Origin of the sequence: uncultured Ruegeria sp. (genome assembly GCF_947500045.1) — a bacterium.
In the GTDB taxonomy this organism is placed as follows: Bacteria; Pseudomonadota; Alphaproteobacteria; order Rhodobacterales; family Rhodobacteraceae; genus Ruegeria.
The window spans coordinates 14,586-41,167 of record NZ_CANMQQ010000012.1 but is presented as its reverse complement, the minus strand read 5'-3'; the positions used below and the strand labels follow the sequence as shown (position 1 = coordinate 41,167).

Genomic DNA, 26,582 nt, shown 5'->3' with positions numbered 1-26,582 from the left:
GGGGATCATGGAAACTTTTTCATCCCTTGCCGACGGTTTCGCCATCGCGTTGACATGGCAGAACCTGATGCTGGCCCTGCTGGGTTGTTTTCTGGGCACGATCATGGGCGCGTTGCCCGGTCTTGGCCCGTCTAACGGTGTGGCCATTCTGATCCCACTGGCGTTCACGCTGGGTTTGGGCGCGACACCTTCGCTGATTTTGCTAACCAGTGTCTATTACGGGGCAATGTATGGTGGGCGGATCTCATCCATCCTACTGAACATCCCTGGGGATGAGCCCGCAATGATGACCTGCCTTGACGGGCATCCTATGGCCAAGAAGGGGTTGGCTGGCGAGGCGCTTTCGCTATCCGGCATCGCCTCGTTTGTCGGAGCATTCCTAGCCACTTGGGGCCTGATCTTTCTGGCCCCGCAGTTGGTGAAGATCGCGCTGCTGTTTGGACCGGCCGAATATTTCGCACTATTCGCGCTGGCCTTCATGACGTTGGGCGGCGTGTCGTCGACCAATCAGGCGAAGTCGGCCTTTGCCGCAGCGCTGGGTCTTGGACTAGCAACTATTGGCGTCGATACCCAGACGGGCGTGCCACGTTTCACTTTCGGCGAGGTGCATCTGTATGACGGTCTTGATTTCCTCGTGGCCATTGTCGGTCTGTTTGCCCTGTCCGAGGTGTTCATCTTCCTTGAACACCGGCACGGCGGATCAGATGCTGAAGGTCGCAAGCTGAAGATTGGCCGTCTCTACCCACCGATGTCGATGGTCAAACAGTGTACACCCACCATGTTGCGTACTTCGTTCCTTGGGTTCCTCGCAGGCGTTCTGCCGGGGGCGGGGGCCTCTCTGGGCTCGTTCATCTCCTATTCGATGGAGAAACGGCTGGTCGACAAGGAAAACACATTTGGCACAGGCGACCCCCGCGGTGTTGCTGCACCTGAGGCCGGGAATAACGCGGCAGCGGGCGGAGCCCTGGTGCCAATGCTGGCGCTGGGCGTGCCGGGGTCAGGAACGACAGCGGTTTTGCTGGCCGTGCTGCTGGCGCTGAATATCACGCCGGGGCCTCTTTTGTTCACGCAAAACCCAGATGTGGTTTGGGGCCTGATTGCAGCTCTGTTCATAGCCAATTTCATGCTTCTTGCGATGAACATCCCGATGGTTGGCCTGTTCACCCGCGTGCTGATGGTGCCCTCGCGCATTCTGATGCCGGTCGTGGCGATGGTCAGCTTTGTGGGGATCTATGGCATCTCGGGATCCAGCTTTGATTTGCTGGTGATGATCGGGTTTGGCGTCATGGGCTGGGTTCTGCGCAAGCTGGATGTGCCGCTGGTGCCTATCATTCTGGGCACATTGCTGGGCAACTCGATGGAAAACAACCTGCGCCGTGCGGTTACCATCGACAATGGCAACTGGTGGACTCTGGTCGACAGTCCTCTGGCGATTGGGCTCTGGGCCATCGCGATCATCGGATTTGTCCTGCCCCTGATCGTAGGCGCGCGGGTCAAAGCAAAGATGCATCAGCGCCGCGACGAAGAAGGAGCGATCAGCGATTGATGACGGCAGGTGCTAATGCATCTGCCCGAACAGCTCATAAAGCTCGATTGTGGTTTTCACGCCTACTTTCTGCTGAATGCGCCCACGATGAATCTCCACCGTGCGGGGGCTGATGCCCAGCGCGGTGGCGATTTCTTTGCTCGATGTGCGAGATGGGTGAGTCAGAATATGCTGCAACACCTGTTCCTCGCGCTCGGTCAGAAGACCGCGCTTGTCCGCAAGCATTTGGCGCCGTGTTTTTTCGGCGCGCATTTGTGCGCCAAGGTCGAACGCAGCCTGTATCCGTTCAATCAAAACGGTCAGATCGAAGGGCTTTTCCAGAAAATCAATCGCACCCGCCTTGGTGGCACGCACGGATTCCGGAATACCCCCATGGCCAGAAATGAAAATGATCGGAATGGTCGATTCCCGCCGGTTCAGATGTTCCTGCAACTCCAGCCCGTCCATGCCGGGCATGCCGTAATCAAGGATCAGGCAACCTTTGGCGTCCTCATGCACCTGATTCAGAAATGTCTGCGCGTCCGCGAAGTGCTCGACCTGCATCCCGCGTTTGCTGAGGGAGCGCGACAAGGCAACGCGAACGCCTTCGTCATCATCGACAATGTATACAACCAGTGGATCAAAGATCATTCCTGATCTCCCTCGGACAGATCACTGCGGCGCAGGGTGAAACAAAAACACGCGCCTGATGTTTCGGTGGGTTCATACCATATCGTGCCACCATTGGCTTTGACGATGGTTCTGCAAATTGACAAGCCCAGACCCATCCCGTCGGTCTTTTGGGTGTCGAATGTATTGAACAATGTGACGTCATCGCTAACGCCTGGCCCGTTATCTCGGACATGCACCTCGACCATCGCATCAGTGATCCGTGTTATGATGTTGATTTGACCCTTGGTAACCGGATCGCGGGCCAAAGCGTCGATGGCGTTGCGCAACAGATTGACCAGAACCTGCGCGATCTGTGTTCGGTTTCCGATAACAGGGGGCAGGTCCGTTTCAACATATTGCAGTCCGATTTCGTGTAGTTTCGCCTCGGATTCCATCAAGCTGACGGTTTGCTGAATCAACCCGCCCAACTCGAACGGAGTCTGCCGCCCACGATCCTTGCGCACTATCTCGCGCAGGGCGCGAATGATGTCGCCCGCCCGGCGCGACTGGCGGTCGATATCCGACAGGATCTCGGTCAGTTCAGGGTCGGGATTACCGATTTCATCCAGCGTGATCTTTGCAGCATCGACGTTATACGCAATCGCGCTGAGCGGTTGGTTCAGCTCATGCGCCAGTCCTGAGGCCATCTCGCCCATCAAATTGACCCGCGCCACATGGGACAGATCGCGGTTGAGGCGGCTGGCCTCATCCTCGGCCTGTTTCCGGTCACTCACATCGTCGATAATGGCAACCGCGTGATCGGGCGTGCCACTTTCGTCGCGGATCAGAATGGCGTTGACCCGCAGCCAGATTGGTGACCCGTCTTTTCGGATGAACTGGTTTTCGGCAATGAACTCAGAATCCTGCAACAAAGTTTCGCGGAACTTGACGGCGATCTGCTGCCCGTCTTCAGGCAGAATATCGGCCAGGGTCATCGTCTCCAACTCATCCGGCTGGTATCCCATGATGTCACAGAGCTGTTCGTTCGCGCGCTGAAACCGCCCTGTTTCGGGCGCGATCTGCGCCATCCCGCGCGAGGCCAGATCGAAGGTGCGGCCATAGGCGGTTTCGAACCGTTGCCTCTGTCGGACTTCCTGCGTCAGAGCCGCGCCAGTATCTTCAAGCTCTCGATAAGGGCTATGCAGACCTTCTTCGGGTGTGATCTCGCCACTGGACAGTTGCTGGCTTTGGCTGGCAAATGTGCGCACCGGGGCATAAATCCGGTCGGCCATGGCCAGTCCGATTGCTCCGGTTAAAATGGCAATGGCCAGCGCGATCCAGATGCCTTGAACCCGGTTCTTCTTGATCTCGCCGATAAAGTTATCCTCGGCCGCATAAAGCCCGATGAGCCATCGTAGCCCCGGTTCCGAGACCTCGATCAGCATCGCGACATAATCCTGACCGTTCAGTTGGAAATCCGTATGAACGGGACCCTGAGCATCACTCAGGCCGGTTCGCACCACATCCCCGAATGCCTTTTGCGCAATGGGGTCTGCGATCTGATCCACGCGTGTCAGCTCGGGCGCTTCCATATGCGCCTCCTGACGGATCAGCACCAATGTCGGATGTGCCAGTACTGCGCCATCTTCGTTCAGAACCAGTGCGGCGCCGCGCCGTTCGGACCAGATATCCAGTAGGAAGCCCGAAAGCGCATCGATCTGGATATCCACGCCCAAAATGGCCCGGATTGCCCCGTCCTCGTCCAGTATCGGCACGCTATAGGTGATCCCCGGCTGCCGCGTGGTGAAGAAAATATAGGGCTCTGTCCAGATCGGTGCTTTGGTTTCAGAGACCATTCTGAACCATGGCCGGGTACGCGCCTCATAGGTATCGGTTTGGGTGGAGGCCGTTTCAAGAAGTGTGAACTGATCATTGCGCCATTGAAAAGCGGCGGGGTGTTCTGCTGTTCCCGGCGGGAAAGGCGGAACAAACTTTGTCCGATAGCGCCCGGGCTCTTCCGCGCGCATCACATAGATGAACCGTCCACTCTGGTCCGCCAGATAAATCCCAGCGAGCTGAGGCGCGACTTGAAGCTGCTGGAAAAAATGGCTTTCCAGCGCAGTCGGGTTGTTGATGTCCAACACGTCATTCTCAGCCAGCCGCCTTGTCGCATCTAATGCCTGCCGGGCTGGGTTCAGAAAGCTTTTGACCTGACCGATGACATTGACGCTGACTTCGTTCAGCGAGTTTCGCGATTGCCGCAGCAGCGCATTTTCCGAGCTGACAAAGGTCGACAGGATCACCGACAGGATGGCGAGAAACTGCAGCCCGCCCAAACACAACGCCAGTGTGGCGCGCAGCGACCTGCGCCTGCGGGCGGGTTCGGCCTGATCCTGGCGAGGTTCGTGTTGTCCTGCGTAGTTCAAGTTCTGTCCAAACAACCATCTTTAAGGGTCGGTATCTCGACCGCGGCCCGTGGCCGGTTGCCCTCAATCCCCTATGTTTGAGCCCAAGCCTATACGTAATCAACCGTATAGACACCTGCCGTCTGGTTTCGCTTTCCTGTTTACCATCGGGGGGCCTGATTCCATTGCGATTTTTTCTGTTGTGTTCTGAACGGTTTCAGGCGCCCCAACAGGTCAAAAAAAAGACTGACAACAGGAGTGTCAAAGTGTTCAGGAAATCTTCAATCACCGCATTTGCGGCAGCAGCGATGATGTCGTCTGCGGCCTATGCAGAAGAATTTATCACGATCGGAACTGGCGGCGTTACGGGTGTTTATTACCCGACGGGTGGCGCGATCTGCCGACTGGTCAACAAGGGCCGGAAAGAGCACGGAGTCCGGTGTTCGGTGGAATCAACCGGGGGGTCGGTTTACAACATCAACACCATTCGCGAAGGCGAGCTTGAATTTGGTGTGGCGCAGTCGGACTGGCAGTACCACGCTTACAATGGCAGCTCAAAATTCGAAGAAGCCGGCCCGTTTGAGAGCCTGCGTGCCGTGTTCTCGGTTCACCCAGAACCGTTCACGGTTGTGGCGCGTGCAGATTCCGGCATCACCAACTTCGAGGATCTGAAGGGCAAGCGCGTCAATATCGGTAACCCAGGTTCCGGTCAGCGCGGCACCATGGAGGTTCTGCTGGGCGAGATGGGCTGGACCACCGGTGATTTCGAACTGGCGACCGAACTGAAAGCAGCTGAACAGTCGGCAGCTCTGTGTGACAACCAGATCGATGCGATGGTTTATACCGTTGGTCACCCATCGGGTTCGATCCAGGAAGCAACCACAGCTTGTGACTCGGTTCTGGTCAACGTCAGCGGCGATGCGGTTAGCAAGCTGGTTGACGACAATTCGTTCTATCGTACAGCCACCATTCCCGGCGGCATGTACCGTGGTTCGGATGGTGACACCGCGACCTTTGGTGTTGGCGCGACCTTCGTGACATCGGCAGACGTATCGGATGATGCGGTTTATGCGGTTGTCAGCTCGGTTTTTGAGAACTTCGATGATTTCAAAAAGCTGCACCCGGCATTCGCCAACCTCAAACCTGAAGAGATGATTGCGGACGGCCTGTCGGCGCCGCTGCATCCAGGTGCGGAGAAGTACTACAAAGAAAAAGGCTGGATTCAGTAAACCAGACCTGATGCGGGGCGCCTGTTGGGCGCCCCGATTCACATCCGGGGTAAACCGGTGACAAGAAGGCCACAAAAACCAAGGCCAAGGACGGGGAGATTTCATCATGAGTTCCGACACACAGGGCAATCGCCCTTTATCTGAAGAAGAGCTTCAGGATCTGGTCGCCTCATCTGATGCGGGTGCGCGTAATCCGGCCGGGAATGTGGGGCTGTTTCTGGCGATTGTTGCTGTCTTGTGGTCGGTGTTTCAGGTGGTGTTAGCCTCTCCCTTGTCCAACTACCTGCTGCCGGGCAGCGTAGTGAACAATTCACGCCAGATTCATCTGGCCTTTGCAATGTTCCTGGCGTTCTCGGCTTATCCGGCACTCAAATCCAGCCCACGCAACTATATCCCGGTTCAGGATTGGATCATGGGCATCGTCGGCGCGTTCCTGGCGTTGTATGGCTACTTCTTCTACCAAAAGATTGTCGATGCCGGTGGGCTTGCAGACCATACAGACAAGTGGTTTGCGCTTGTAGGCCTGTTGCTGTTGTTCGAGGCCGCGCGTCGCGCTCTGGGCCCCGCAATGGCAATCATCGCGACGATTTTCTTGGCTTATGTTTTCTTTGGCGCGTCCTCATGGGTGCCCGAAGTGATCCGCTGGAAAGGTGCTAGCCTGCAAAAGGCGATGAGCCACATGTGGATCACGTCCGAGGGTGTATTTGGCATCGCGTTGGGCGTTTCGACTAAATTTGTCTTCCTGTTTGTCCTGTTCGGCGCATTGTTGGATAAGGCGGGTGCGGGGAACTACTTTATCAAGATGGCCTTTGGCGCGCTGGGCCACCTGCGGGGTGGACCGGCCAAGGCGGCTGTCGTGGGATCTGCTGCAACCGGTCTGATCTCGGGCTCGTCCATTGCCAATGTCGTGACTACCGGTACCTTTACCATCCCGCTGATGAAGCGGGTGGGCTTTTCCAGTGAACAGGCCGGATCGGTCGAGGTGGCCAGTTCGGTGAATGGCCAGATCATGCCGCCGGTCATGGGCGCCGCGGCCTTCCTGATGGTGGAATATGTCGGCATTTCTTATGTCGAGGTGATCACCCACGCCTTCCTTCCTGCGGCGATTTCCTACATCGCGTTGGTCTATATCGTGCATCTTGAGGCGGTGAAGCGGAATATGCCGACGCTGGGTGACCGCGTTGTTTCGATGGGTCGCACGATTGGCGGCATGGCGCTGTTCTTTGTTGGCTTTGCCGGGCTGTGCTATGGCATCCAGTATCCGATCAAGGCAATTATCGCGATGGTGCCCGATGCCTCGGGACTGGTCCTGTCTGCGCTGATCATTCTGGCCTACCTGTTCCTGCTGAAACTTGCGTCTGGGGTCGAGGATTTGGTTCCCGATGACCCCAATGCCAAAGAAGTTGAATTGCCGGTGATCGCCGAGATCTACAAAGCCGGTTTGCATTATCTGCTGCCGATCATCGTGCTGGTCTATTTCCTGATGATCGAACAGAAATCACCCGGTCTGTCCGCCTTCTGGGCGACCTCGCTGTTGTTTGTGATCCTGTTGACGCAGAAGCCGATGAAATCAATCTTTCGCGGTGAAAGCGATACGGCGAATGCTTTCAAAGACGGTGTTGTAGATCTTTGGAACGGACTGATCGACGGTGCGCGCAACATGATCGGTATCGCGCTGGCAACTGCTACCGCGGGCGTGATCGTTGGTACGGTGACGTTGACCGGAGTGGGCCAGGTGATGGCCGATCTGGTCGAGTTCCTTTCGGGCGGCAACCTGATCGCAATGCTGGCGCTTGTTGGCGTGCTTAGCCTGATCCTGGGTATGGGCCTGCCGACCACGGCGAACTACATCGTTGTAAGCTCGCTGATGGCCGGGGTCGTCGTGGAGCTCGGTGCGCAGGACGGTCTGATCGTGCCACTGATCGCGGTGCATCTGTTCGTGTTCTATTTCGGCATCATGGCCGATGTGACGCCACCGGTGGGTCTGGCCAGTTTTGCTGCCGCCGCTGTATCGGGCGGCGATGCGATCAGAACAGGCTTTATCGCGTTCTTCTACAGCCTGCGGACCGTGGCGCTGCCCTTCGTGTTCATCTTCAACACCGATCTGTTGCTGATTGATGTAGGCTGGGTGCAGGGCATTTTGGTGGCAATCTCGGCGACCATTGCGATCCTGATCTTCACCGCAGGCACCATGGGCTGGTTCCTGACGAAGAACCGCATCTATGAAAGCGTTGCCCTGATCCTGATCGCCTTTGCGCTGTTCCGCCCGGATTTCTTCATGAACCGGATCGCGCCTCCGTTCGCGCAGATCGAACCGGCGCAATTGACCCAGGCCGTGGGTGAAGCCGCACCGGGCAGCACCATGCGGATTGAGGTCGCGGGTCCTGACTTTGACACCGGCAATATGACTGAAACCACCGTGGTCTTAACCATTGGGGATGAGGCTGACGGCACTGCGCGCGTCGACGCCATGGGTCTGATCACGCTGGAAGAAGACGGTCTGGTCAAACTGGATGAGCCGCTGTTTGGCACACCGGTTGCTGATGAGTTGGACATGTTCGACTACTACGCTGACGACGCAGTTCACCTCACCAGCATTCAAGCCCCACAAAGCCAGCCTCCGAAAGAGCTGATCTTCATCCCGGCGCTGATCCTGTTGGGTCTTGTCGCCTTCCTCCAGCGCGGCCGCGCCGCAAAACAGGGAGAACCCGCATGACCAAAGGTATTCTATGTGCCGTGGATATCAGTAATGGCGATCTTGATGTCGCCGTTCTGAAACGGGCCGCCGCGCTGGCCGAACTGGATGGCGCGCGGCTGGACGTGGTGACCGTGACACCGGACTATGGCGAGGGTTTCGTCAGCAGTTTCTTCGAACCCCATCACCACGAACAGGTCATGCAAGAAGCCCATGACAATCTGGTCGCCCTGTGCGCAGCCACGTTGGGAGAAGAGCGTAACGCCAAGGTGCGCCATGTCGTGGCCACCGGCAGTGCATATCAGGAAATTCTGAAAACTGCGGAAAACGCGGGTTCTGACCTAATCGTGATTGGCGCGCATAAGCCTGATTTAAAAGACTATTTGCTTGGTCCGAACGCGGCGCGCGTCGTGAGGCATTCGCACACGTCAGTATATGTTGTACGATAAATCGATCGGTTTTAAACTAAGAGTCTGCCATTTGAACATTGTTACTCAGTAACCAATCACGCAGACCCATACCGGGAGATTTTTTGATGAAAACATTCTTTCAGACCGGCGCCGCACTGGCGCTGGGCGTTATTGCTTGCGCGGCCCATGCGCAGGACCCCGCACCAGAATATGGCTATGGATGGGAGGATAAGAATTCGGTGTCTGGCACCGAGTTCATGGTATCTGCCGCCAATCCCATCGCCGCAAAAGCCGGGTATGACGTGCTGGCCGCAGGCGGTACAGCCGCAGATGCGATGATCGCCGTGCAGCTGATGCTCAATCTGGTCGAGCCGCAATCATCGGGCATCGGCGGTGGTGCGTTTATGCTGTATTGGGACGCCTCTTCCAACACGCTGACCACGTTCGATGCGCGGGAAAAGGCTCCGGCCAAGGCCACGCCCGAACGCTTCCTGTTACCTGATGGTGAGAAGATGCCGTGGCCCGAGGCCGTTGTCGGGGGGCAGTCCGTTGGGGTGCCCGGCATTCTGCGCCTGATGGAAGTGACCCATAACCTATATGGCAAGAAAGACTGGGCCTCGCTGTTCCAATCAACCATTGATCAGGCTGAGCAGGGGTTCGAGGTTTCGCCCCGAATGGCGAACTCGATCCAAAGCACGATTGAACGCGAGCGATCTGTCGGTGTGTTCCCAGCGGGCAAAGCCTATTTTTTCAACGAAGATGGGACTCCGTTACAGGCTGGAACCTTGCTGAGGAATCCGGAATTTGCCGAAACCCTGCGCACGATGGCCGAACAGGGCGCGGACGCCTTCTACAATGGTCCGATTGCCGAGGATATCGTGGCTGCGGTTGACGCCACCTCGAAGGTGGAAAACAACATCACGCTTGAGGATCTGGCCGCCTATCGCGTCAAGGTTCGCCCTGCCGTCTGTGCCGATTATCGCGGTTTTGACGTTTGCGGCATGGGCCCACCGACCTCCGGTGGTCTGACTGTTGGGCAGATTCTGGGAATTCTGAACAATTTCGACCTAAAAGGCACCGGCTGGAATGCGGAACTGGCGCATCTCTATGCCGAGGCCGCCAAACTGGCCTATGCCGACCGTGCGCTTTACATGGCGGACAGCGATTTTATCGATGTGCCGGTCAAGGGCCTGCTGGATACGGATTACCTGAAGCTGCGCTCAGAAATGATTGACCCAGCAACCGCCAGTGAAAAACGCCAAGCAGGTGAGCCACCGCGCGATCACACTGCCCTGTTTGCCCCGTCGCAGAACCCGGATCGCCCGGGCACAAGTCACATCGTGATTCGCGACCAATATGGCAACGCGCTGTCGATGACGACGACCATCGAAACCGCCTTTGGCAGCCGGGTCTTTGTGCGGGGCTTTCTGCTGAACAACGAGCTGACGGATTTCGATCGTGCCCCCACGGACGGAGATCGTCTGGTGGCAAATCGGGTCGAAGGGGGCAAACGCCCGCGCAGTTCGATGTCGCCAACCATCGTGATGAAGGGTGGTGAGCCCTATCTGCTGATCGGCTCGCCCGGTGGCAGCCGCATCATCAACTATGTCGCCAAGACGATCATCGCGATCCTCGACTGGGACATGGACCCGCAGGACGCCATTGAGATCGGCCATTTCGTACACCGCAACGGATCCGCAATGGATCTGGAGCAGGGTACAGCCACTGCTGAATTTGCAGAGGCGCTGACCGGTAAAGGGCATGAGGTCAAGCAGGTCGACCTTAACAGTGGACTGCATGCAATCCTGATCAAGGACGGCCAGCTGATCGGCGCGGCTGATCCGCGTCGCGAAGGCGTGGCTTTGGGTCAGTAAACCAAAACAGCAAAGGGCTGCCACAGAGCATTCGCGAGATGTTCATCGCAGCCCTTTTCTCTTGCTTTACCGGCGCATGCGTCCGATAGGGCAGTATGTTCAAAAGCCGCGCCATAACCTTTATTCTGATCACCCTGATGATCGATGCCATCGGTATTGGCATCGTGTTCCCCATCATGCCCGACCTGATGAATCGCGTTGGTGCGGGTGATACGGGCCAAGGGGCCTTTTGGGGCGGTCTGCTGATGGCCGCCTATGCTGGTGCGTTGTTCCTGTGCGGACCCATTGTTGGCAGTATCTCAGACGCCGTCGGCCGCAGGCCAATCCTGATTGCCGCACTGGTCATGCTGTCTCTGGATTACGTGATCATGGCGCTGGCTGACAGTTTCTGGCTTCTGCTTCTGGGGCGTACACTTGCGGGGCTTGCCGGGGCGACCTACATCACCGCGACGGCTTACATTGCCGACATCTCTACCCCGACCGAGAAGGCTAAGAATTTCGGTCTAATCGGTGCTGCCTTCGGGATCGGCTTTGTCCTTGGGCCAGCCATCGGCGGTATTGCGGCCGAAATCAGCATCTCTGCACCGTTCTGGATCGCGGCAGTATTGTCAGCGGCAAATGCGTTGTTCGGAGCGTTTGTATTGCCTGAGAGCCTGACACCTGAAAAACGCCGCCCCTTTGGCAAGCGCGATCTGAACCCGTTCAAATCCATCTTTGACGCCTTTCGCTTTCCGGGGTTGGCTGTGCCGCTGCTCTGCATTTTCATCTTTGAGTTTGCCAATATGGTCTACCCGACCCTATGGGCCTTTTGGATCCGCGAGGTTTTTGGCTGGTCAACACTTTATATCGGTCTGTCTCTGGCCGCATACGGCGTGCTGCTGGCGTTTGTACAAGCAGGCCTGATGCCGATCTTTATCCGGTGGATCGGCGATTATCGGACCCTGTTGCTGGGGATGATATCAGCGCTAATCGGAATGATTGGCTTTGGGTTTACAGCGACGGTTACGGCCCTTGTTATCTTTATTCTGCTGGCCGCGTTGTCTGATCTGGTGCCTGCATTGATCACGGCTATGGCCTCGAACCAGGCTGACGAAGATCGGCAGGGTGTGGTGCAAGGGGTTATCGCGTCGCTGTCCTCCGTCGCTGCGGTTTTATCCCCGTTGGTAATGACGGTTATCTTTCAGGCTTCGGTCGATGGGGAGGGGACCTATATGCCCGGCGCACCCTATTTCTTCTCAGCGGCTCTGGTGCTCGTGATGATGCCTCTGGTGTTTCGCCTGCGCGGGCACGCATCGGTCTGAAGAAAAAACGCACCCACAGCAAGCTGTGAGTGCGTTGAGCTTTCGGCAGGTGGGACGTGCTTACTGAATTTCGCCCATGCAGAGGTACTTGATCTCAAGGAAATCCTCGGTCCCGTATTTTGAACCTTCGCGACCCAGACCAGATTGCTTGACGCCGCCGAACGGTGCGACCTCGGTCGAGATCAGGCCAGTGTTGATGCCCACCATGCCCGATTCCAGCCCCTCGGCCACGCGCCAGACGCGGGCCAGATCACGGCTGTAGAAATACGAGGCCAGACCGAATTCACTGTCATTCGCCATGGCCAGGACGTCTTCTTCTTCTTCGAACTTGAACAGAGGGGCAACGGGGCCAAAGGTTTCATCCTTCGCCACAACCATGTCGCGGGTCACGCCGGTTAGAACGGTGGGCTCAAAGAACGTACCACCCAGACCCGAGCGTTTGCCGCCCAGCGTAACAGTCGCGCCTTTTGATACCGCGTCCGAGATATGTTCTTCGACCTTGGCGACCGCTGCGTCGTTGATCAGCGGTCCGGTTGTGACACCGTCGCCGAACCCGTCACCCACGTTCAGACCTTTGGTCTTTTCTGCCAGCTTGGCCGCGAATTCGTCATAGACGCCCGCCTGCACATAGATGCGATTGGCGCAGACACAGGTCTGACCGTTGTTGCGGAACTTGGCAATCATCGCGCCTTCAACGGCAGCATCCACATCGGCGTCGTCGAACACGATGAAGGGTGCGTTACCTCCCAGCTCAAGCGACATCTTCTTGATAGTGCCCGCCGCCTGACGCATCAGAATCTGACCCACACGAGTCGAGCCGGTGAAGGTGATCTTGGCAACCTTGTCGTTGGTGCAAAGCTCATTGCCCACGCCCGAGCTGTCGGTGCCCGGGATCACGTTGAATACGCCTGACGGAATGCCGGCACGTTCACCCAGCACCGCCATCGCCATCGCCGAAAGCGGTGTCAGCGTTGCGGGACGCGCCACAAAGGTACAGCCCACTGCCAGCGCCGGACCAACCTTGCGCGCGATCATCGCGTTGGGGAAGTTCCACGGCGTGATCGAGCCCACCACGCCCACCGGCTGCTTCAACACGACGATGCGTTTGTCGCGCTGATGGCCGGGAATCACGTCGCCATAAACGCGCTTGGCTTCTTCCGCGAACCACTCGATGAAGGACGCGCCATACAGGATCTCTCCGCGTGCCTCGGCCCAGGGCTTACCCATCTCGGCCGTCAGAATGGTTGCCAAATCATCTGCGTTTTCGACCATCAGATCGAACCACTTGCGCAGGATCGCGCCGCGTTCCTTGCCAGTATGGGCGGCCCAGTCCTTCTTGGCGGCATAGGCCGCATCAATGGTTTGTACGGTGCCTTCGATGCTGACATCCGTCACATTGGCGATCAAATCACCAGTGGCGGGATTGTGGACGGGGAAACTCGCGTCACCTTCAACCCATTCGCCGTTGATATAGGCGCGGGTTTCCAGAAGGCTGGGATCTTTCAACTCCAGCTTGGTTACTTTGGTGTCCAGCATGTTCAGGCTCCTTTAGTAGCGTCGATCGAGGCTTCCATGATATCCATGGCCTCGGCGAGGACTTCATCCTGCACCGTCAGAGGCGCGAGGAAATGAAATTACTTTCCCATATACGCTAGATACCAGCAGGATCAATCCACGCTTCAACGCCCCGGCGCGCACGGCATAGGCACCTGTGATGACAAGGGTCGTCTTTTTGGTGAATTCGCCCGGTAGCCCATTCTTCAAACACGCGCCCAGACCGATCCAGGTTTCGGGCGTAGAATTTGAAGGCATACCTGGCTGAAATCCGCGGTTTGCTTTTGCACGACCCCCAATCACCATGGGGTGGCAACGTCAGGTTTTCACAGCACCGATGCCTGTGGCGGTATCGATTTTGCGATTGCCTACGGCAGTTGGCCCCCGCACCAGTTTAGGCACGTGGGCGCAGAAAAAAGCAGAATCGTCAGAGTCCGGATGCCATCGACATTTGAGAACTATCAGCGATCATGTGAGGAATATTTGGTGCCCAGGAGAGGACTCGAACCTCCACGTCCATACGGACACTAGCACCTGAAGCTAGCGCGTCTACCAATTCCGCCACCTGGGCAGGTGTCGTGGAGGCGCGTTTAAGCCGACTGGCGAGAGGCGTCAACCAGATTCGCGGCGTTTTTGAAAGTTTTTTGGTGTCGAACCCCGCCATGGGTTTTTACACCGGATTTTCAGGTATGCGCGGCGTTATTGCGCCTTGTTTGCAGGGCACTTGGGCGGTAGATCAGATCAGAGCAAGACAGCAGGAGCGCCATCATGTCCAAACTGGTCACGATTTTCGGTGGATCGGGCTTTGTCGGCCGATATATCGCGCGACGCATGGCGGCCGAAGGCTGGCGCGTTCGCGTTGCGGTACGGCGGCCAAATGAAGCGATGTTTGTCAGACCTTATGGCGCGGTCGGACAGGTGGAGCCCATCTTGTGCAATATTCGTGATGATGCATCCGTTGCTGCTGCGATGCACGGTGTCGACGTCGTGGTGAATTGCGTCGGCGTCCTGAATGAGCTGGGCAAAAACGCGTTCGACGCTGTGCAGGCTGAAGGGGCGGAACGGATCGCCCGGCTGGCGGCAGCGCATGGTATCGACCGTATGGTTCACATCTCGGCCATTGGAGCCGATTTGGAATCCGACAGTGAATATGCGCGCACCAAAGCACAGGGTGAGGCGGGTGTTCTGCAACACATGCCGGACGCGGTTATTTTGCGCCCCTCGGTCATCTTCGGAACCGAAGATCAGTTCTTCAACCGTTTTGCCGGGATGACCCGGTCGAGCCCGTTTCTGCCACTTGTCGGAGCGGATACCAAGTTTCAACCGGTCTACGTGGATGATGTGGCACAGGCCGCTGTTCAGGGCGCGTTGGGCAGGGCCTCGTCCGGGGTTTACGAACTTGGCGGGCCCGAGGTCAAAAGCTTCCGCGCTTTGATGCAGCAGATGCTGGGCGTGATCCATCGCCGCCGGATCATCATTGGCATGCCTTTCTGGGCGGCCAAAATCATGGCCGGAGTGCTGGACATCGCAAAGTTCGTCAGTTTCCAGTTGTTCCCCAATCACATCCTGACGCGCGACCAAGTTAAGAACCTGCGGCGCGATAACGTCGTGACAGAAGACGCCAAAGGTTTTGCCGATCTTGGGATCGAGCCTTCGACACTGGAATCGGTTTTGCCCGAATATCTCTGGAAATTCCGCCCTTCGGGTCAGTACGACGAGATTCAGAATTCGGCCAAGAACCTACGAATCTGATCAGCTGTAGGCGATCACCAGCAAGATAGATCCGAAGATGACGCGATAGATCACGTAAGGCGTGAAGCTGACGCTGCGCAGTAGCCGCATCATCAGGCTGAGAGCCAGAAGTGCGGCAACGAAAGCGAAGGCTGCAGCGATTGCGCCATCTTTGGCCAGTTCCCAGTCAGATTCGCGGATGACATCGACTGACAACAGCACGCCCGAGGCCAGAATGGTGGGGATGGACATCAGCATCGCAATCCGGGCGCCGTCTTCCCTGGTATAACCAAGCTGACGAGCTCCGGTGATTGTGATGCCCGAACGCGAGGTTCCTGGGATCAGGGCCAGAACTTGCCACAACCCCATGATAATCGCATCCTTCAAGCTCCAGTCTGATGCGTGCTTGGATTGCTCCCCCTTTTGATCCATCCAGTACAGCAACAGGCCAAAGCCCAGCATTGTCCAGCCGATCACCGTGACTGAACGGAGAGATTGCTCAAGCCCTGTCATGTACAGGATCGCACCAACGATGACGGTCGGAATGGTGGCGACGATCAGACCCAACGCCAGCCGAGCCTGTGGCGTATCGATTCGTCCGCGAATGACTTCGGGCAGGCCTGCCAACGCCTGTCTCACATCCGACCAGAAATACAGAACAACCGCGCCAAGCGTTCCCATATGGACGGCCACATCAATTGCCAGCCCTTGATCATTCGCGGCTGTCAGACCTGGCAGAAGGATCAAATGACCCGAGGAAGAGACAGGCAGGAATTCGGTAACGCCTTGTATGATCGCCACAAGAATCAAGTGAAATAGGCTCATCTGCTCTGCCAGTGTTGTGGTCGTTTTGTTGCGATCAATGGGTATAAGTGTGGTGTTGGAAAGGAAAGTGCTCATATAGATCCGAATCGGACCTAAATATCAGAGGGAATCCGCGAAAAAACCCTTTCGGCTGACAAATTTCTGTAAATAGGTCAGTATAACTGACTTTTCATCCTGAGTACCATCTTTTAAAGAGGCCTGAGTAAGCCAATTCATGGAGTCTGAGCCGTGGCCAAGCAACCGATGCTGAAATTTGTGCAGATCGATCGCGTCATGCCTGAAAAGCGTGCCGCCGGTGACCGCAAAGATGACTTTGATGAAATCTATGCCGAGTTCGCTGCCGAAAAAGCAGCCGAGCAGGCAAGCCGGTGCAGTCAATGTGGTGTGCCCTATTGTCAGTCGCACTGCCCGCTGCATAATAACATTCCCGACTGGTTGCGCCTTACTGCGACAGGTCGTCTGGAAGAGGCCTATCAGACCAGCCAAGCCACTAACACGTTCCCCGAAATCTGTGGCCGTATCTGCCCGCAGGACCGCCTGTGCGAAGGCAATTGCGTGATCGAACAATCGGGCCACGGCACCGTCACGATTGGCACCATCGAGAAATACATCACGGATACAGCGTGGGACAAAGGCTGGGTAAAACCAGCCGCCCCCAAGACTGAGCGTGGCGAAAGCGTTGGCATCATCGGTGGTGGCCCCGGCGGTCTGGCCGCGGCAGACATGCTGCGCCGCGCTGGCATTCAAGTAACTGTCTATGAGCGTTACGACCGCGCAGGTGGTTTGCTGATGTACGGTATTCCGGGCTTTAAACTGGAAAAGGACATTGTTCAGCGCCGCAATGACCTGTTGGCCGATGGCGGTGTCGAGTTCGTTTTGAATTGCGATGTGGACGCCTCAAAATTCGAAGAGATCCATAGTAAACATGATGCCCTGATCATTGCGACAGGCGTTTACAAATCGCGCGACCTTTTGATGCCGGGCAGTGGTCTGGCCGGGATCGAGAAAGCCATTGATTTCCTGACCGCCTCGAACCGCAAAAGCTTTGGGGATGCCGTCGAAGATTTCGACAACGGTCGCCTGAACGCTGAAGGTAAGAAGGTTGTCGTCATCGGCGGTGGGGACACGGCGATGGACTGTGTGCGCACCTCAATTCGCCAGGGCGCAACGTCGGTCAAATGTCTGTACCGTCGAGACAGGGCCAATATGCCAGGATCGCAGCGCGAAACCCAGAATGCCGAAGAAGAGGGCGTCATATTCGAATGGCTCAGCGCGCCCAAAGGCTTCACAGGTGAAGACCACGTGAACGGCGTGATGGTACAGAAGATGCGTTTGGGCCAGCCTGACGCCACCGGACGGCAGGCCCCAGAGGTTATCGAAGGTGCGGATTATGTGGAGGACGCCGATCTGGTGATCAAAGCACTTGGCTTTGAGCCCGAAGACCTGCCAACCCTGTTTGGCCAGCCCGACCTGCCTGTGACGCGTTGGGGCACGGTCAAAGCGGCATTTCAAACCGGTGAGACCGAGATGGATGGCGTTTATGCCATTGGCGACATCGTGCGCGGGGCCTCTTTGGTAGTTTGGGCGATCCGCGATGGCCGTGATTGTGCAGATGCGATCATTGACAGGTTCAACACCAAGGCGGCTGTCGCAGCCGAGTAACCTAACGCCCAGCGACAGGAGGGTCTGATGCCTGAATTGCAAGGACAATGTATGTGTGGCGCGGTGACGGTAACCGCGACTCCGGCGCGGGATGCGTTGGGCGCATGTCATTGCGATCAATGCCGACGCTGGACCAGTTCGATGCTGGTGACGTTCGAAGCCGAGCCGGGCTATGCCGCATTGGGTCCGGTCAAAACCTACATCTCATCCGATTGGGCTGAACGCGCTTTTTGCGCCGAGTGCGGCTCGTCCCTGTGGTACCGGATCACTCTGCCCGGCGATATGCACGGGCAAACGCAGATGGCTGCCGGGCTGTTCGAAGAAACCGGCAGCGATCTGAAACTTGAACTTTATATCGACAAAAAACCCCAAGGATACGCGTTCACAGGTGAGCGCCGGCAGATGACCAAGGCAGAAGTCGAAGCCATGTATGCCCTGCCCGATGAAGGAGACAGCCAATGACAAAGTATGACGCTGAATGGGTCCGGGCCGAAGAAGCCAAACGTCAATGGATGAGCCAAAATGGTCTCTATTCCGAGGAAGAAGAGCATTCTTCGTGTGGCGTGGGTCTGGTCGTTTCGGTTGATGGCAAGAAAAGTCGCAAGGTTGTTGACGCCGGAATCGACGCGCTCAAGGCGATCTGGCACCGGGGTGCTGTTGATGCGGATGGGAAGACGGGTGACGGTGCAGGCATCCATGTGCAGATCCCCGTGCCCTTCTTTTATGACCAGATCCGTCGCACCGGGCATGAGCCCAATATGGGCGAGTTGATTGCAGTTGGTCAGGTCTTTTTGCCGCGTACAGATTTTGGCGCGCAGGAAAGCTGTCGGACCATAGTGGAAACCGAAGTTCTGCGCATGGGTTACTATATCTATGGTTGGCGCCATGTGCCGGTCGATGTGACCTGCCTGGGCGAAAAGGCCAACGCGACCCGGCCAGAGATCGAGCAGATTTTGATCTCGAACTCAAAAGGCGTGGATGAAGAAACCTTCGAGCGCGAGCTTTATGTCATTCGTCGTCGTATCGAAAAAGCTGCGGCTGCTGCAGGTATTTCCGGTCTGTATCTGGCGTCACTGTCGTGTCGTTCGATCATCTACAAAGGCATGATGCTGGCCGAGCAGGTCGCGGTGTTCTACCCCGACCTGATGGATGAACGGTTTGAATCTGCCTTTGCAATCTATCATCAGCGGTATTCGACCAACACCTTCCCACAGTGGTGGCTGGCCCAGCCATTCCGAATGTTGGCCCATAACGGCGAGATCAATACGCTTAGAGGCAACATCAACTGGATGAAGAGCCATGAGATTCGCATGGCCAGTGCAACCTTTGGTGACCACGCAGAAGATATCAAACCGATTATCGCGGGCGGATCGTCCGATTCTGCCGCATTAGACTCGGTTTTTGAAGTTCTGGTGCGTGCAGGCCGTTCGGCCCCGATGGCCAAAACCATGCTGGTACCTGAAAGCTGGTCCAAGCAGGCGGTAGAGCTACCACAAGCGTGGCGCGATATGTATTCCTACTGCAATTCGGTGATGGAGCCGTGGGACGGCCCTGCCGCACTGGCGATGACTGATGGTCGTTGGGTTTGTGCCGGGCTTGACCGAAACGGTTTGCGCCCGATGCGCTATGTGGTGACAGGCGATGGTCTGGTCATCGCAGGGTCCGAGGCCGGGATGGTTCCGATCGACGAGGCCAGTGTAACTGAAAAAGGCGCCTTGGGGCCTGGTCAGATGCTGGCCGTGGATATGAAGAAGGGTAAGCTGTATCGCGACAAGCAGATCAAGGACAAACTGGCGCGGGCACTGCCATTTGGAGAATGGGTTGGCAAGATCCATGATCTAGATGACACGCTGGCCGGTGTGACAGAGACTGCGATCTATTCGGGTGAAGAATTGCGCAAGCGCCAAATCGCGGCAGGATATACAGTCGAGGAACTTGAACAGATCCTGGCTCCGATGGCGGAAGATGGAAAGGAATCGCTGGCATCCATGGGGGATGACACGCCGTCGGCCGTTCTGTCCAAACAATACCGCCCACTTAGCCATTTCTTCCGCCAGAACTTCAGTCAGGTGACGAACCCACCCATCGACAGTTTGCGCGAATATCGCGTGATGTCGCTGAAAACACGGTTTGGAAACCTGAAGAACGTGTTGGACGAGGACAGCAGCCAGACCGAGATCGTGGTTCTGGAAAGCCCCTTTGTCGGCAACGCGCAGTGGGACAAGCTGGTCGAAAGCTTTGACGCACCATTGGTTGAGATTGATTGCAGTTTCGAACCGGGACAAGGTGCGTTGGGTGCTGCATTGGCCCGTGTTAGAGCCGAATCAGAAGAAGCAGTGCGCTCGGGCGCCGGGCATTTGGTTCTTACGGACATGCGTTCGGGCGATGGGCGTGTGGCGATGCCGATGATCCTTGCAACCAGTGCGGTTCACTCGCACCTGACGCGTCAGGGCTTGCGGACTTTCTGCTCGTTGAATGTGCGGTCGGCGGAATGTGTTGATCCACATTATTTTGCCGTTCTGATCGGTTGTGGCGCCACTGTAGTCAACGCCTATCTGGCCGAAGATTCGATTGCTGATCGGATTGATCGCGACCTGTTGGATGGCACATTGACCGAAAACATCGCCCGCTACCGCGAAGCCATTGATCAGGGCTTGTTGAAGATCATGGCCAAGATGGGGATTTCGGTAATCTCGTCCTATCGCGGTGGTCTGAACTTTGAGGCCGTTGGCCTCAGCCGAGCGATGGTGGCCGAGTATTTCCCCGGCATGACCAGCCGTATCTCTGGTATCGGCGTGACCGGTATCCAGACCAAGCTGGAAGAGATCCACGCCAAGGGTTGGGACAGCGGTTTGGACGTGCTGCCGATCGGTGGTTTCTACAAGGCACGCATGTCCGGTGAGACCCATGCGTGGGAAGCGACCTCGATGCACATGATGCAAATGGCCTGTAACAGAGCCTCGTATGAGCTTTGGAAACAGTATTCAGCCAAAATGCAGTCGAACCCGCCGATCCATCTGCGTGATCTGATGGATTTCAAACCATTGGGTAAGCCGGTGCCGATTGAAGAGGTGGAATCCATCACCTCGATCCGCAAGCGGTTCGTGACCCCTGGTATGTCGCTGGGCGCGCTGAGCCCCGAGGCGCACAAGACGCTGAACGTCGCGATGAACCGGATCGGTGCTAAATCCGACTCGGGCGAAGGTGGTGAAGACCCCGCGCATTTCGTGCCCGAGCCCAATGGCGACAACCCATCGGCTAAGATCAAACAGGTGGCCTCGGGCCGGTTCGGTGTAACTGCCGAATATCTGAACCAGTGTGAAGAGCTGGAGATCAAGGTTGCCCAGGGTGCGAAACCCGGTGAAGGTGGGCAGTTGCCGGGCATGAAGGTCACTGACCTGATCGCGCGCCTACGCCATTCCACAAAAGGCGTGACACTGATCTCGCCACCGCCGCACCACGACATTTACTCGATCGAGGATTTGGCGCAGTTGATCTATGACCTCAAGCAGATCAACCCGCGCTGCAAGGTGACGGTGAAACTGGTGGCGTCCTCGGGCGTTGGCACAATTGCGGCCGGCGTGGCCAAGGCCAAAGCAGATATTATCCTTATTTCGGGTCACAATGGCGGTACAGGTGCCTCACCCGCCACCAGCATCAAATACGCCGGTCTGCCGTGGGAGATGGGTCTGACCGAGGCGCATCAGGTTCTGGCGATGAACAACCTGCGTGGCCGGGTGACCCTGCGCACAGATGGTGGGTTGCGTACCGGGCGTGATATCGTCATGGCCGCGATGATGGGGGCCGAGGAATACGGCATCGGCACAGCCGCTTTGATCGCCATGGGTTGCATCATGGTGCGCCAGTGCCAGTCGAACACCTGCCCGGTTGGCGTATGCACTCAGGATGAATCCCTGCGCGCCAAGTTCACCGGTAACGCGGACAAGGTCGTCAACCTGATCACCTTCTACGCGCAGGAAGTGCGCGAGTTGCTGGCTAGCCTCGGTGCGCGTTCTATCGACGAAATCATCGGCCGTGCCGATCTGCTGGCTCAGGTCAGCCGTGGGTCTGCCAACCTGGATGATCTGGACCTGAACCCGCTACTGATCACTGTCGATGGGGCACACGACATCGTCTATGACCGCGACAAGGATCGCAACGCAGTGCCGGATACGTTGGACGCCGAAATTGTCCGAGACGCGGCGCGGTTCCTGAAAGACGGTGAGAAGATGCAGCTGTCTTATGCCGTTCAGAACACGCACCGAACCGTGGGCACACGCGTGTCCAGCCATATCGTGCAGAATTTCGGGATGCGGAATACGTTCCAGGACGATCATTTGCACGTGAAATTGCAAGGTTCGGCAGGTCAATCGCTGGGGGCGTTTGCCGCTCCGGGGCTTAAGCTAGAGGTGTCGGGCGATGCGAACGACTATGTCGGCAAGGGATTGTCGGGCGGTACGATTGTTGTGCGTCCTCCTCAGGTGAGCCCGCTCAAGGCAGATGACAATACCATTATCGGCAACACGGTTCTGTATGGCGCTACCGACGGCCACCTGTTCGCGGCCGGCCGCGCGGGTGAGCGGTTTGCAGTGCGCAACTCGGGTGCCAGTGTTGTCGTCGAGGGCTGCGGCTCGAACGGGTGTGAATACATGACCGGAGGCGTTGCGGTGATCCTTGGGGAAATCGGTGCCAATTTCGGTGCTGGGATGACGGGGGGTATGGCCTATCTGTATAACCCCGACGGCAAGGCCGAGGCGTTGATGAATCTGGAAACGCTGGTGACATGTCCAATGACCGTTGACCATTGGGTCGATCAACTGAAGTCACTGATCGAACGTCACGCCGAGGAGACAAACAGCCGCAAAGCCTTGGATATCCTGCAGCATTGGGAAGTTGAAAAACGCCATTTCCTGCAGGTTTGTCCAAAGGAGATGCTGAATAACCTCAGCCATCCTTTGACATCCGAAGCAGCAGCTGTGCCCGCTGAATAGGCACTAATACGGACAAAACACTGACCTTGCGTGTTTTAAATGACACGCAGGGCTTCATTAAGCACGTACATATTGAGGCAAGTTCTTGCTCGCCCGGGCGGAAAACTCCTAGCTTTGGTCATAGTTTGTTCGGGAAATGCAGGCATTCTGCAATCCTGTCGATATGAGTGAAGCGGAGTTATCAGGTGCCTACGACCCATACGGACCAGTTTTTTGTGCTCGACCCAGCGAATCCTGGGGCGAACGGTACAGTGGTCGGAACCACACTGAACGTTGAGGTTTTTGACATCGTCGATCAGAACGACGATGACCTGATCAACCGGTTGAACGATGACTCTGTCGATGGGTCCGATATCACCGCGTCCTACTTTGATGATGTTGTTACGATCGAACTGCCGGACGGCACCGAGGTCACTTATACCGGCGTCACGTTCTATCTTGCCGACGGGCGGGAAGTATTTACACCCACCGATGGATCGGTTCTGCAGCAAGGCACGTTCGTGTCTTCCTCTGTCACCGATTTCAGCGATAACGGTGGGTCCTTTGGCTCGGTCGACATCGACAATGGCGATCTTGGGCCACCCTGTTTTACTCCTGGTACGCTGATCGCGACACCTGATGGCCCTCGTTTGATCGAGGACCTCAAGCCCGGGGATCTGGTGACAACTGCCGATAGCGGAGCAAAACCCTTGCTTTGGATCGGGCGCAAGTCGGTTGCCGCCACAGGAAAGTTTGCCCCGATCAGGTTCGAATCTGGAATGTTCGGGCTGACCCAGCCACTGCTGGTTTCCCCTCAGCATCGGATGTTGATCGACGATTGGCGCGCGCCGTATCTCTATGGCCATGACGAGGTTTTGATCGCCGCACATTGCCTTGTGAACGGAAAAACGGTGACGCGTGTCGAAGGCGGAGAGGTGGAATACATCCATCTTCTGTTCAGACGACATGAGATCGTGGTTGCCAACGGTGCCAAAAGCGAAAGCTATTATCCGGGCCATGCATTAACGCGGTCCGAACGACGCACTCAGGCAGAGATTTACGCGTTGTTCCCAGAGTTGAAGGCGCGTGGCGACGCAGCCATCAAAACAGTGCGTCCAGTTATTCGACCACGCGACGGGCGGATGCTGGCAAAATAATCCGTTTCAAAGGCGCCCGGTGCGGCGTATAGCAAGGCATGGCAAAGAAGGCAGCGCGCAATTCACGCGGTAAGAAAAACAAGGCGTCCAGGTCAAAAAAATCAACAGGTCTCATCGCGCGGATTCGGCGATGGGTTCTGCGTGTTGTTCTGGGTATTGTCGCTGTGTTTTTGGCGTTGATCCTGATTTACGCGGTCGTGAATCCTCCGATTACACATACAATCTGGTCGGAATGGCGGCGGCTGGGAAAGGTCGAGCGCGACTGGGTCTCGATTGAAGAGATCTCTCCGGTCATGGCGCGATCCGCAGTGGCGGCCGAGGATGCGAATTTTTGCCTGCATTGGGGATTCGATGTCGAAGCCATCCGGGACGCGCTGGAAGACGGAAGCTCTCGTGGGGCTTCGACCATAACACAGCAGGTGGTGAAGAATGTCTTCCTCTGGCAGGGGCGGAGCTGGGTACGCAAGGCGCTTGAAACTTCGATAACCCCAATTGTCGAAATCGTCTGGAGCAAACAACGCATCCTTGAGGTTTATCTGAACGTGGCAGAGACCGGGCAGGGGGTGTTCGGGGTAGAGGCGGCTGCACAGAAATATTACGGGGTAAGCGCGGCGAAGATGTCCCCGGTACAGGCGGCGCGATTGGCGGCAATTCTCCCGTCACCGCGCAAAAGGTCGGTTACAGATCCCTCTGCCCGAACCCGCAGGCGCGCGGCCTCGATTCTGGACGGGGCGGCCACCATCCGCGCAGATGGGCGCGCCGCGTGTTTCGAGGATTGAAACCCAAGCCCCTCAGAGGCTAAAGCTGAAGGGTACTCTCTGGTTCGATTGGAAGCCCATGGCGCGTCTGTTTCACGTTCCCCTCTCACCCTATTGCCGCAAGGTTCGCCTGTCTTTGGCTGAAAAGAAGATAGAGGTTGAACTGGTCGAAGAACGATATTGGGAACAGGATCCGGATTTTCTGAGACGAAACCCCGCTGGCAAGGTACCGGTGTTGCGACTGGATGGTCAGATCATGGCAGAAAGCGTCGCGATCTGTGAATATATCGAAGAAACCCGTCCAGAGCCACCTTTGATGCCCAAAAAGCCCGAGGCACGCTATGAAGTCAGGCGCCTTGTTGGTTGGTTCGACGATAAGTTCCATCATGAGGTCACTTCAAAGCTGCTGTATGAGCGGGTGAACAAGAAAGTGATCGGGCAGGGTTATCCGGACAGCAAAAACATCAAGGAAGGCGCGCGGGCGATCAAGTATCATCTGGATTATATGGCCTGGCTGCTGGACCATCGCCGCTGGCTTGCCGGCGATCAGATGACGTTGGCTGATTTTGCTGCCGCAGCGCATCTGTCGGCGTTGGATTATATCTCGGACGTGGATTGGAATCGCAGCGCGGCGGTGAAGGACTGGTATGCCAAGATCAAGTCTCGTCCGGCGTTCAGGTCAATTTTGGCGGATCAGATTTCGGGATTTCGGCCGCCGCCGCACTACGCGGATCTGGATTTCTGATAAGGTGGGCGTAAAGGGGGCTGTCTGCCCCCTCTTGGCCCTATGGGCCAATTCACCCCCGAAGGTATTTGTGGCCAGATGAAGAGCGGATTGGATCTAAAAGAGCAGTTGGTGGAGCAGGCCCTGACAGAGGGGTTCGTCGCGTGCCGGGTATGCCGCCCATGGGATGTGCCGCAGGTTCCCGAACGGTTGGAGGCGTTTCTGAACGCCGGGTTTCATGGACAAATGGCCTGGATGGCCGAGCGGAGCCATTGGCGGGGCGATCCATCAGTGCTGTGGCCAGAGGCGCGATCCGTGATCATGCTGGCCGAGAGCTACACGCCCGAACATGATCCGACAGAGGTGTTGGCGCATCCTGAATTAGGGGCGATTTCGGTTTATGCGCAGAACAAGGATTATCATGATCTGGTCAAGAAGCGCCTGAAACGACTGGCGCGCTGGCTCATTGCCAAGGGTGGGGGCGAGGTGAAGGTGTTTGTAGACACTGCGCCTGTGCCAGAGAAGGCACTGGGCCACGCGGCCGGGTTGGGCTGGCAGGGCAAGCATACCAATCTGGTCAGCCAGGATTGGGGAAACTGGGCCTTCTTAGGCTCTGTTTTTACGACATTGGACTTGCCCGTAGATGGCGCTGAGGTTGATCATTGTGGATCATGTAGGGCTTGTTTGACCGCCTGTCCGACGGATGCGTTCCCGGCGCCGTATCAGTTGGATGCGCGGCGCTGCATTTCATATTTGACCATCGAGCATAAGGGCCCGGTTGATGAAGATTTGCGGGCTCTGCTGGGCAACCGGATATATGGCTGCGATGATTGTCTTGCCGCGTGTCCGTGGAACAAGTTTGCGGTTGCGGCCAGCGATCTTCGCTATGCGGCGCGGGACGAATTGAAAGCGCCTGCACTTGCAGATTTGGCGGTGCTGGATGATACGGCGTTTCGTGCGATGTTTTCCGGTTCGCCCATCAAGCGGATCGGGCGGGATCGGTTTGTTCGCAATGTGCTTTATGCGATTGGGAATTCCGCGCAAACCTCTTTGCTTCCTGTCGCGCAGAATTTGACCGAGGATCCTGATCAGACTGTAGCCGATGCTGCGCGCTGGGCGGTCGATAGGTTGTCGTAAACGGGCTGGACGC

General features: G+C 56.9%; 19 protein-coding genes and 1 tRNA gene. 14 read left to right on the top strand and 6 right to left on the bottom strand.

Going from position 1 to position 26,582, the window contains the following annotated elements; translation table 11 throughout:
• Positions 1-7 precede the first annotated feature (7 nt).
• Positions 8-1,546: a tripartite tricarboxylate transporter permease gene (locus Q1B46_RS17555; protein ID WP_299669490.1), complete on the top strand. Its 1,539-nt coding sequence runs from the start codon at positions 8-10 to the stop codon at positions 1,544-1,546.
• Positions 1,547-1,558: 12 nt separating this feature from the next.
• On the opposite strand, the gene Q1B46_RS17550 is transcribed toward Q1B46_RS17555, so the two are convergent.
• Both Q1B46_RS17550 and Q1B46_RS17545 read right to left on the bottom strand, forming a co-directional pair.
• On the bottom strand, positions 1,559-2,176 hold the full coding sequence (locus Q1B46_RS17550) for a response regulator (RefSeq protein WP_299950013.1): 618 nt from the start codon (positions 2,174-2,176) through the stop codon (positions 1,559-1,561).
• The gene (locus Q1B46_RS17545; protein ID WP_299950011.1) at positions 2,173-4,563 is read right to left on the bottom strand and encodes an ATP-binding protein; all 2,391 of its coding nucleotides are present in this window, start codon (positions 4,561-4,563) and stop codon (positions 2,173-2,175) included. Before Q1B46_RS17545 ends, Q1B46_RS17550 begins: the two co-directional genes overlap by 4 nt.
• 245 nt (positions 4,564-4,808) lie before the next feature.
• Here Q1B46_RS17545 and Q1B46_RS17540 point away from each other — a divergent pair, with 245 nt between their 5' ends.
• The 5 genes from Q1B46_RS17540 (at position 4,809) to Q1B46_RS17520 (ending at position 12,051) form a co-directional block, all read left to right on the top strand.
• Complete coding sequence (locus Q1B46_RS17540) at positions 4,809-5,771, top strand: TAXI family TRAP transporter solute-binding subunit (RefSeq protein WP_299669487.1); 963 nt, start codon at positions 4,809-4,811, stop codon at positions 5,769-5,771.
• A gap of 106 nt (positions 5,772-5,877) precedes the next feature.
• Positions 5,878-8,487, top strand: coding sequence for a TRAP transporter permease (locus Q1B46_RS17535; RefSeq protein WP_299950009.1), 2,610 nt, complete (start codon positions 5,878-5,880; stop codon positions 8,485-8,487).
• Positions 8,484-8,915: a universal stress protein gene (locus tag Q1B46_RS17530; protein WP_299950007.1), complete on the top strand. Its 432-nt coding sequence runs from the start codon at positions 8,484-8,486 to the stop codon at positions 8,913-8,915. Before Q1B46_RS17535 ends, Q1B46_RS17530 begins: the two co-directional genes overlap by 4 nt.
• An 86-nt stretch (positions 8,916-9,001) precedes the next feature.
• The gene (ggt, locus tag Q1B46_RS17525; protein WP_299950005.1) at positions 9,002-10,750 is read left to right on the top strand and encodes a gamma-glutamyltransferase; all 1,749 of its coding nucleotides are present in this window, start codon (positions 9,002-9,004) and stop codon (positions 10,748-10,750) included.
• A gap of 95 nt (positions 10,751-10,845) precedes the next feature.
• Positions 10,846-12,051, top strand: coding sequence for an MFS transporter (locus Q1B46_RS17520; RefSeq protein ID WP_299950003.1), 1,206 nt, complete (start codon positions 10,846-10,848; stop codon positions 12,049-12,051).
• A gap of 60 nt (positions 12,052-12,111) precedes the next feature.
• On the opposite strand, the gene Q1B46_RS17515 is transcribed toward Q1B46_RS17520, so the two are convergent.
• From Q1B46_RS17515 to Q1B46_RS17505, 3 genes are all read right to left on the bottom strand, one after another.
• On the bottom strand, positions 12,112-13,587 hold the full coding sequence (locus Q1B46_RS17515) for an NAD-dependent succinate-semialdehyde dehydrogenase (protein WP_299950001.1): 1,476 nt from the start codon (positions 13,585-13,587) through the stop codon (positions 12,112-12,114).
• Positions 13,588-13,650: 63 nt separating this feature from the next.
• Positions 13,651-13,863, bottom strand: coding sequence for a hypothetical protein (locus tag Q1B46_RS22225; protein ID WP_366871602.1), 213 nt, complete (start codon positions 13,861-13,863; stop codon positions 13,651-13,653).
• 226 nt (positions 13,864-14,089) lie between these two features.
• Positions 14,090-14,176: transfer RNA gene (locus Q1B46_RS17505), tRNA-Leu, on the bottom strand.
• A gap of 197 nt (positions 14,177-14,373) precedes the next feature.
• Here Q1B46_RS17505 and Q1B46_RS17500 point away from each other — a divergent pair.
• Positions 14,374-15,357 (top strand): complex I NDUFA9 subunit family protein, encoded by a 984-nt coding sequence (locus tag Q1B46_RS17500; RefSeq protein WP_299949999.1) that lies wholly within the window; start codon positions 14,374-14,376, stop codon positions 15,355-15,357.
• Here the strand turns inward: Q1B46_RS17500 and Q1B46_RS17495 are convergent, their stop codons facing one another.
• The gene (locus Q1B46_RS17495) at positions 15,358-16,161 is read right to left on the bottom strand and encodes an undecaprenyl-diphosphate phosphatase (RefSeq protein WP_299949997.1); all 804 of its coding nucleotides are present in this window, start codon (positions 16,159-16,161) and stop codon (positions 15,358-15,360) included. It lies immediately after the preceding gene.
• A 228-nt stretch (positions 16,162-16,389) separates the two neighbouring features.
• Here Q1B46_RS17495 and Q1B46_RS17490 point away from each other — a divergent pair, with 228 nt between their 5' ends.
• The 7 genes from Q1B46_RS17490 (at position 16,390) to queG (ending at position 26,569) form a co-directional block, all read left to right on the top strand.
• Positions 16,390-17,823, top strand: coding sequence for an NAD(P)-dependent oxidoreductase (locus tag Q1B46_RS17490; RefSeq protein WP_299949995.1), 1,434 nt, complete (start codon positions 16,390-16,392; stop codon positions 17,821-17,823).
• Positions 17,824-17,850: 27 nt separating this feature from the next.
• The gene (locus Q1B46_RS17485) at positions 17,851-18,285 is read left to right on the top strand and encodes a GFA family protein (protein ID WP_299949993.1); all 435 of its coding nucleotides are present in this window, start codon (positions 17,851-17,853) and stop codon (positions 18,283-18,285) included.
• On the top strand, positions 18,282-22,814 hold the full coding sequence (gene gltB / locus Q1B46_RS17480; RefSeq protein ID WP_299949991.1) for a glutamate synthase large subunit: 4,533 nt from the start codon (positions 18,282-18,284) through the stop codon (positions 22,812-22,814). Before Q1B46_RS17485 ends, gltB begins: the two co-directional genes overlap by 4 nt.
• 185 nt (positions 22,815-22,999) lie before the next feature.
• Positions 23,000-23,950, top strand: coding sequence for a Hint domain-containing protein (locus Q1B46_RS17475; RefSeq protein ID WP_299949989.1), 951 nt, complete (start codon positions 23,000-23,002; stop codon positions 23,948-23,950).
• 38 nt (positions 23,951-23,988) lie between these two features.
• Complete coding sequence (gene mtgA, locus Q1B46_RS17470) at positions 23,989-24,729, top strand: monofunctional biosynthetic peptidoglycan transglycosylase (RefSeq protein ID WP_299949987.1); 741 nt, start codon at positions 23,989-23,991, stop codon at positions 24,727-24,729.
• Between the two features lie 58 nt (positions 24,730-24,787).
• Positions 24,788-25,453, top strand: coding sequence for a glutathione S-transferase family protein (locus Q1B46_RS17465; protein ID WP_299949985.1), 666 nt, complete (start codon positions 24,788-24,790; stop codon positions 25,451-25,453).
• Between the two features lie 78 nt (positions 25,454-25,531).
• Complete coding sequence (gene queG / locus Q1B46_RS17460) at positions 25,532-26,569, top strand: tRNA epoxyqueuosine(34) reductase QueG (protein WP_299949983.1); 1,038 nt, start codon at positions 25,532-25,534, stop codon at positions 26,567-26,569.
• Positions 26,570-26,582 lie beyond the last annotated feature (13 nt).

What these genes read in the sequence shown, in the direction of transcription:
- Q1B46_RS17555 (WP_299669490.1), top strand. Translation starts at nt 8, where the DNA reads ATGGAAACTTTTTCATCCCTTGCCGACGGTTTCGCCATCGCGTTGACA.
- Q1B46_RS17485 (WP_299949993.1), top strand. Translation starts at nt 17,851, where the DNA reads ATGCCTGAATTGCAAGGACAATGTATGTGTGGCGCGGTGACGGTAACC.
- Q1B46_RS17530 (WP_299950007.1), top strand. Translation starts at nt 8,484, where the DNA reads ATGACCAAAGGTATTCTATGTGCCGTGGATATCAGTAATGGCGATCTT.
- Q1B46_RS17515 (WP_299950001.1), bottom strand. Translation starts at nt 13,587, where the DNA reads ATGCTGGACACCAAAGTAACCAAGCTGGAGTTGAAAGATCCCAGCCTT.
- Q1B46_RS17520 (WP_299950003.1), top strand. Translation starts at nt 10,846, where the DNA reads ATGTTCAAAAGCCGCGCCATAACCTTTATTCTGATCACCCTGATGATC.
- gltB (WP_299949991.1), top strand. Translation starts at nt 18,282, where the DNA reads ATGACAAAGTATGACGCTGAATGGGTCCGGGCCGAAGAAGCCAAACGT.
- mtgA (WP_299949987.1), top strand. Translation starts at nt 23,989, where the DNA reads ATGGCAAAGAAGGCAGCGCGCAATTCACGCGGTAAGAAAAACAAGGCG.
- Q1B46_RS17465 (WP_299949985.1), top strand. Translation starts at nt 24,788, where the DNA reads ATGGCGCGTCTGTTTCACGTTCCCCTCTCACCCTATTGCCGCAAGGTT.
- Q1B46_RS17535 (WP_299950009.1), top strand. Translation starts at nt 5,878, where the DNA reads ATGAGTTCCGACACACAGGGCAATCGCCCTTTATCTGAAGAAGAGCTT.
- Q1B46_RS17550 (WP_299950013.1), bottom strand. Translation starts at nt 2,176, where the DNA reads ATGATCTTTGATCCACTGGTTGTATACATTGTCGATGATGACGAAGGC.
- Q1B46_RS17495 (WP_299949997.1), bottom strand. Translation starts at nt 16,161, where the DNA reads ATGAGCCTATTTCACTTGATTCTTGTGGCGATCATACAAGGCGTTACC.
- ggt (WP_299950005.1), top strand. Translation starts at nt 9,002, where the DNA reads ATGAAAACATTCTTTCAGACCGGCGCCGCACTGGCGCTGGGCGTTATT.
- Q1B46_RS22225 (WP_366871602.1), bottom strand. Translation starts at nt 13,863, where the DNA reads ATGCCTTCAAATTCTACGCCCGAAACCTGGATCGGTCTGGGCGCGTGT.
- Q1B46_RS17500 (WP_299949999.1), top strand. Translation starts at nt 14,374, where the DNA reads ATGTCCAAACTGGTCACGATTTTCGGTGGATCGGGCTTTGTCGGCCGA.
- queG (WP_299949983.1), top strand. Translation starts at nt 25,532, where the DNA reads ATGAAGAGCGGATTGGATCTAAAAGAGCAGTTGGTGGAGCAGGCCCTG.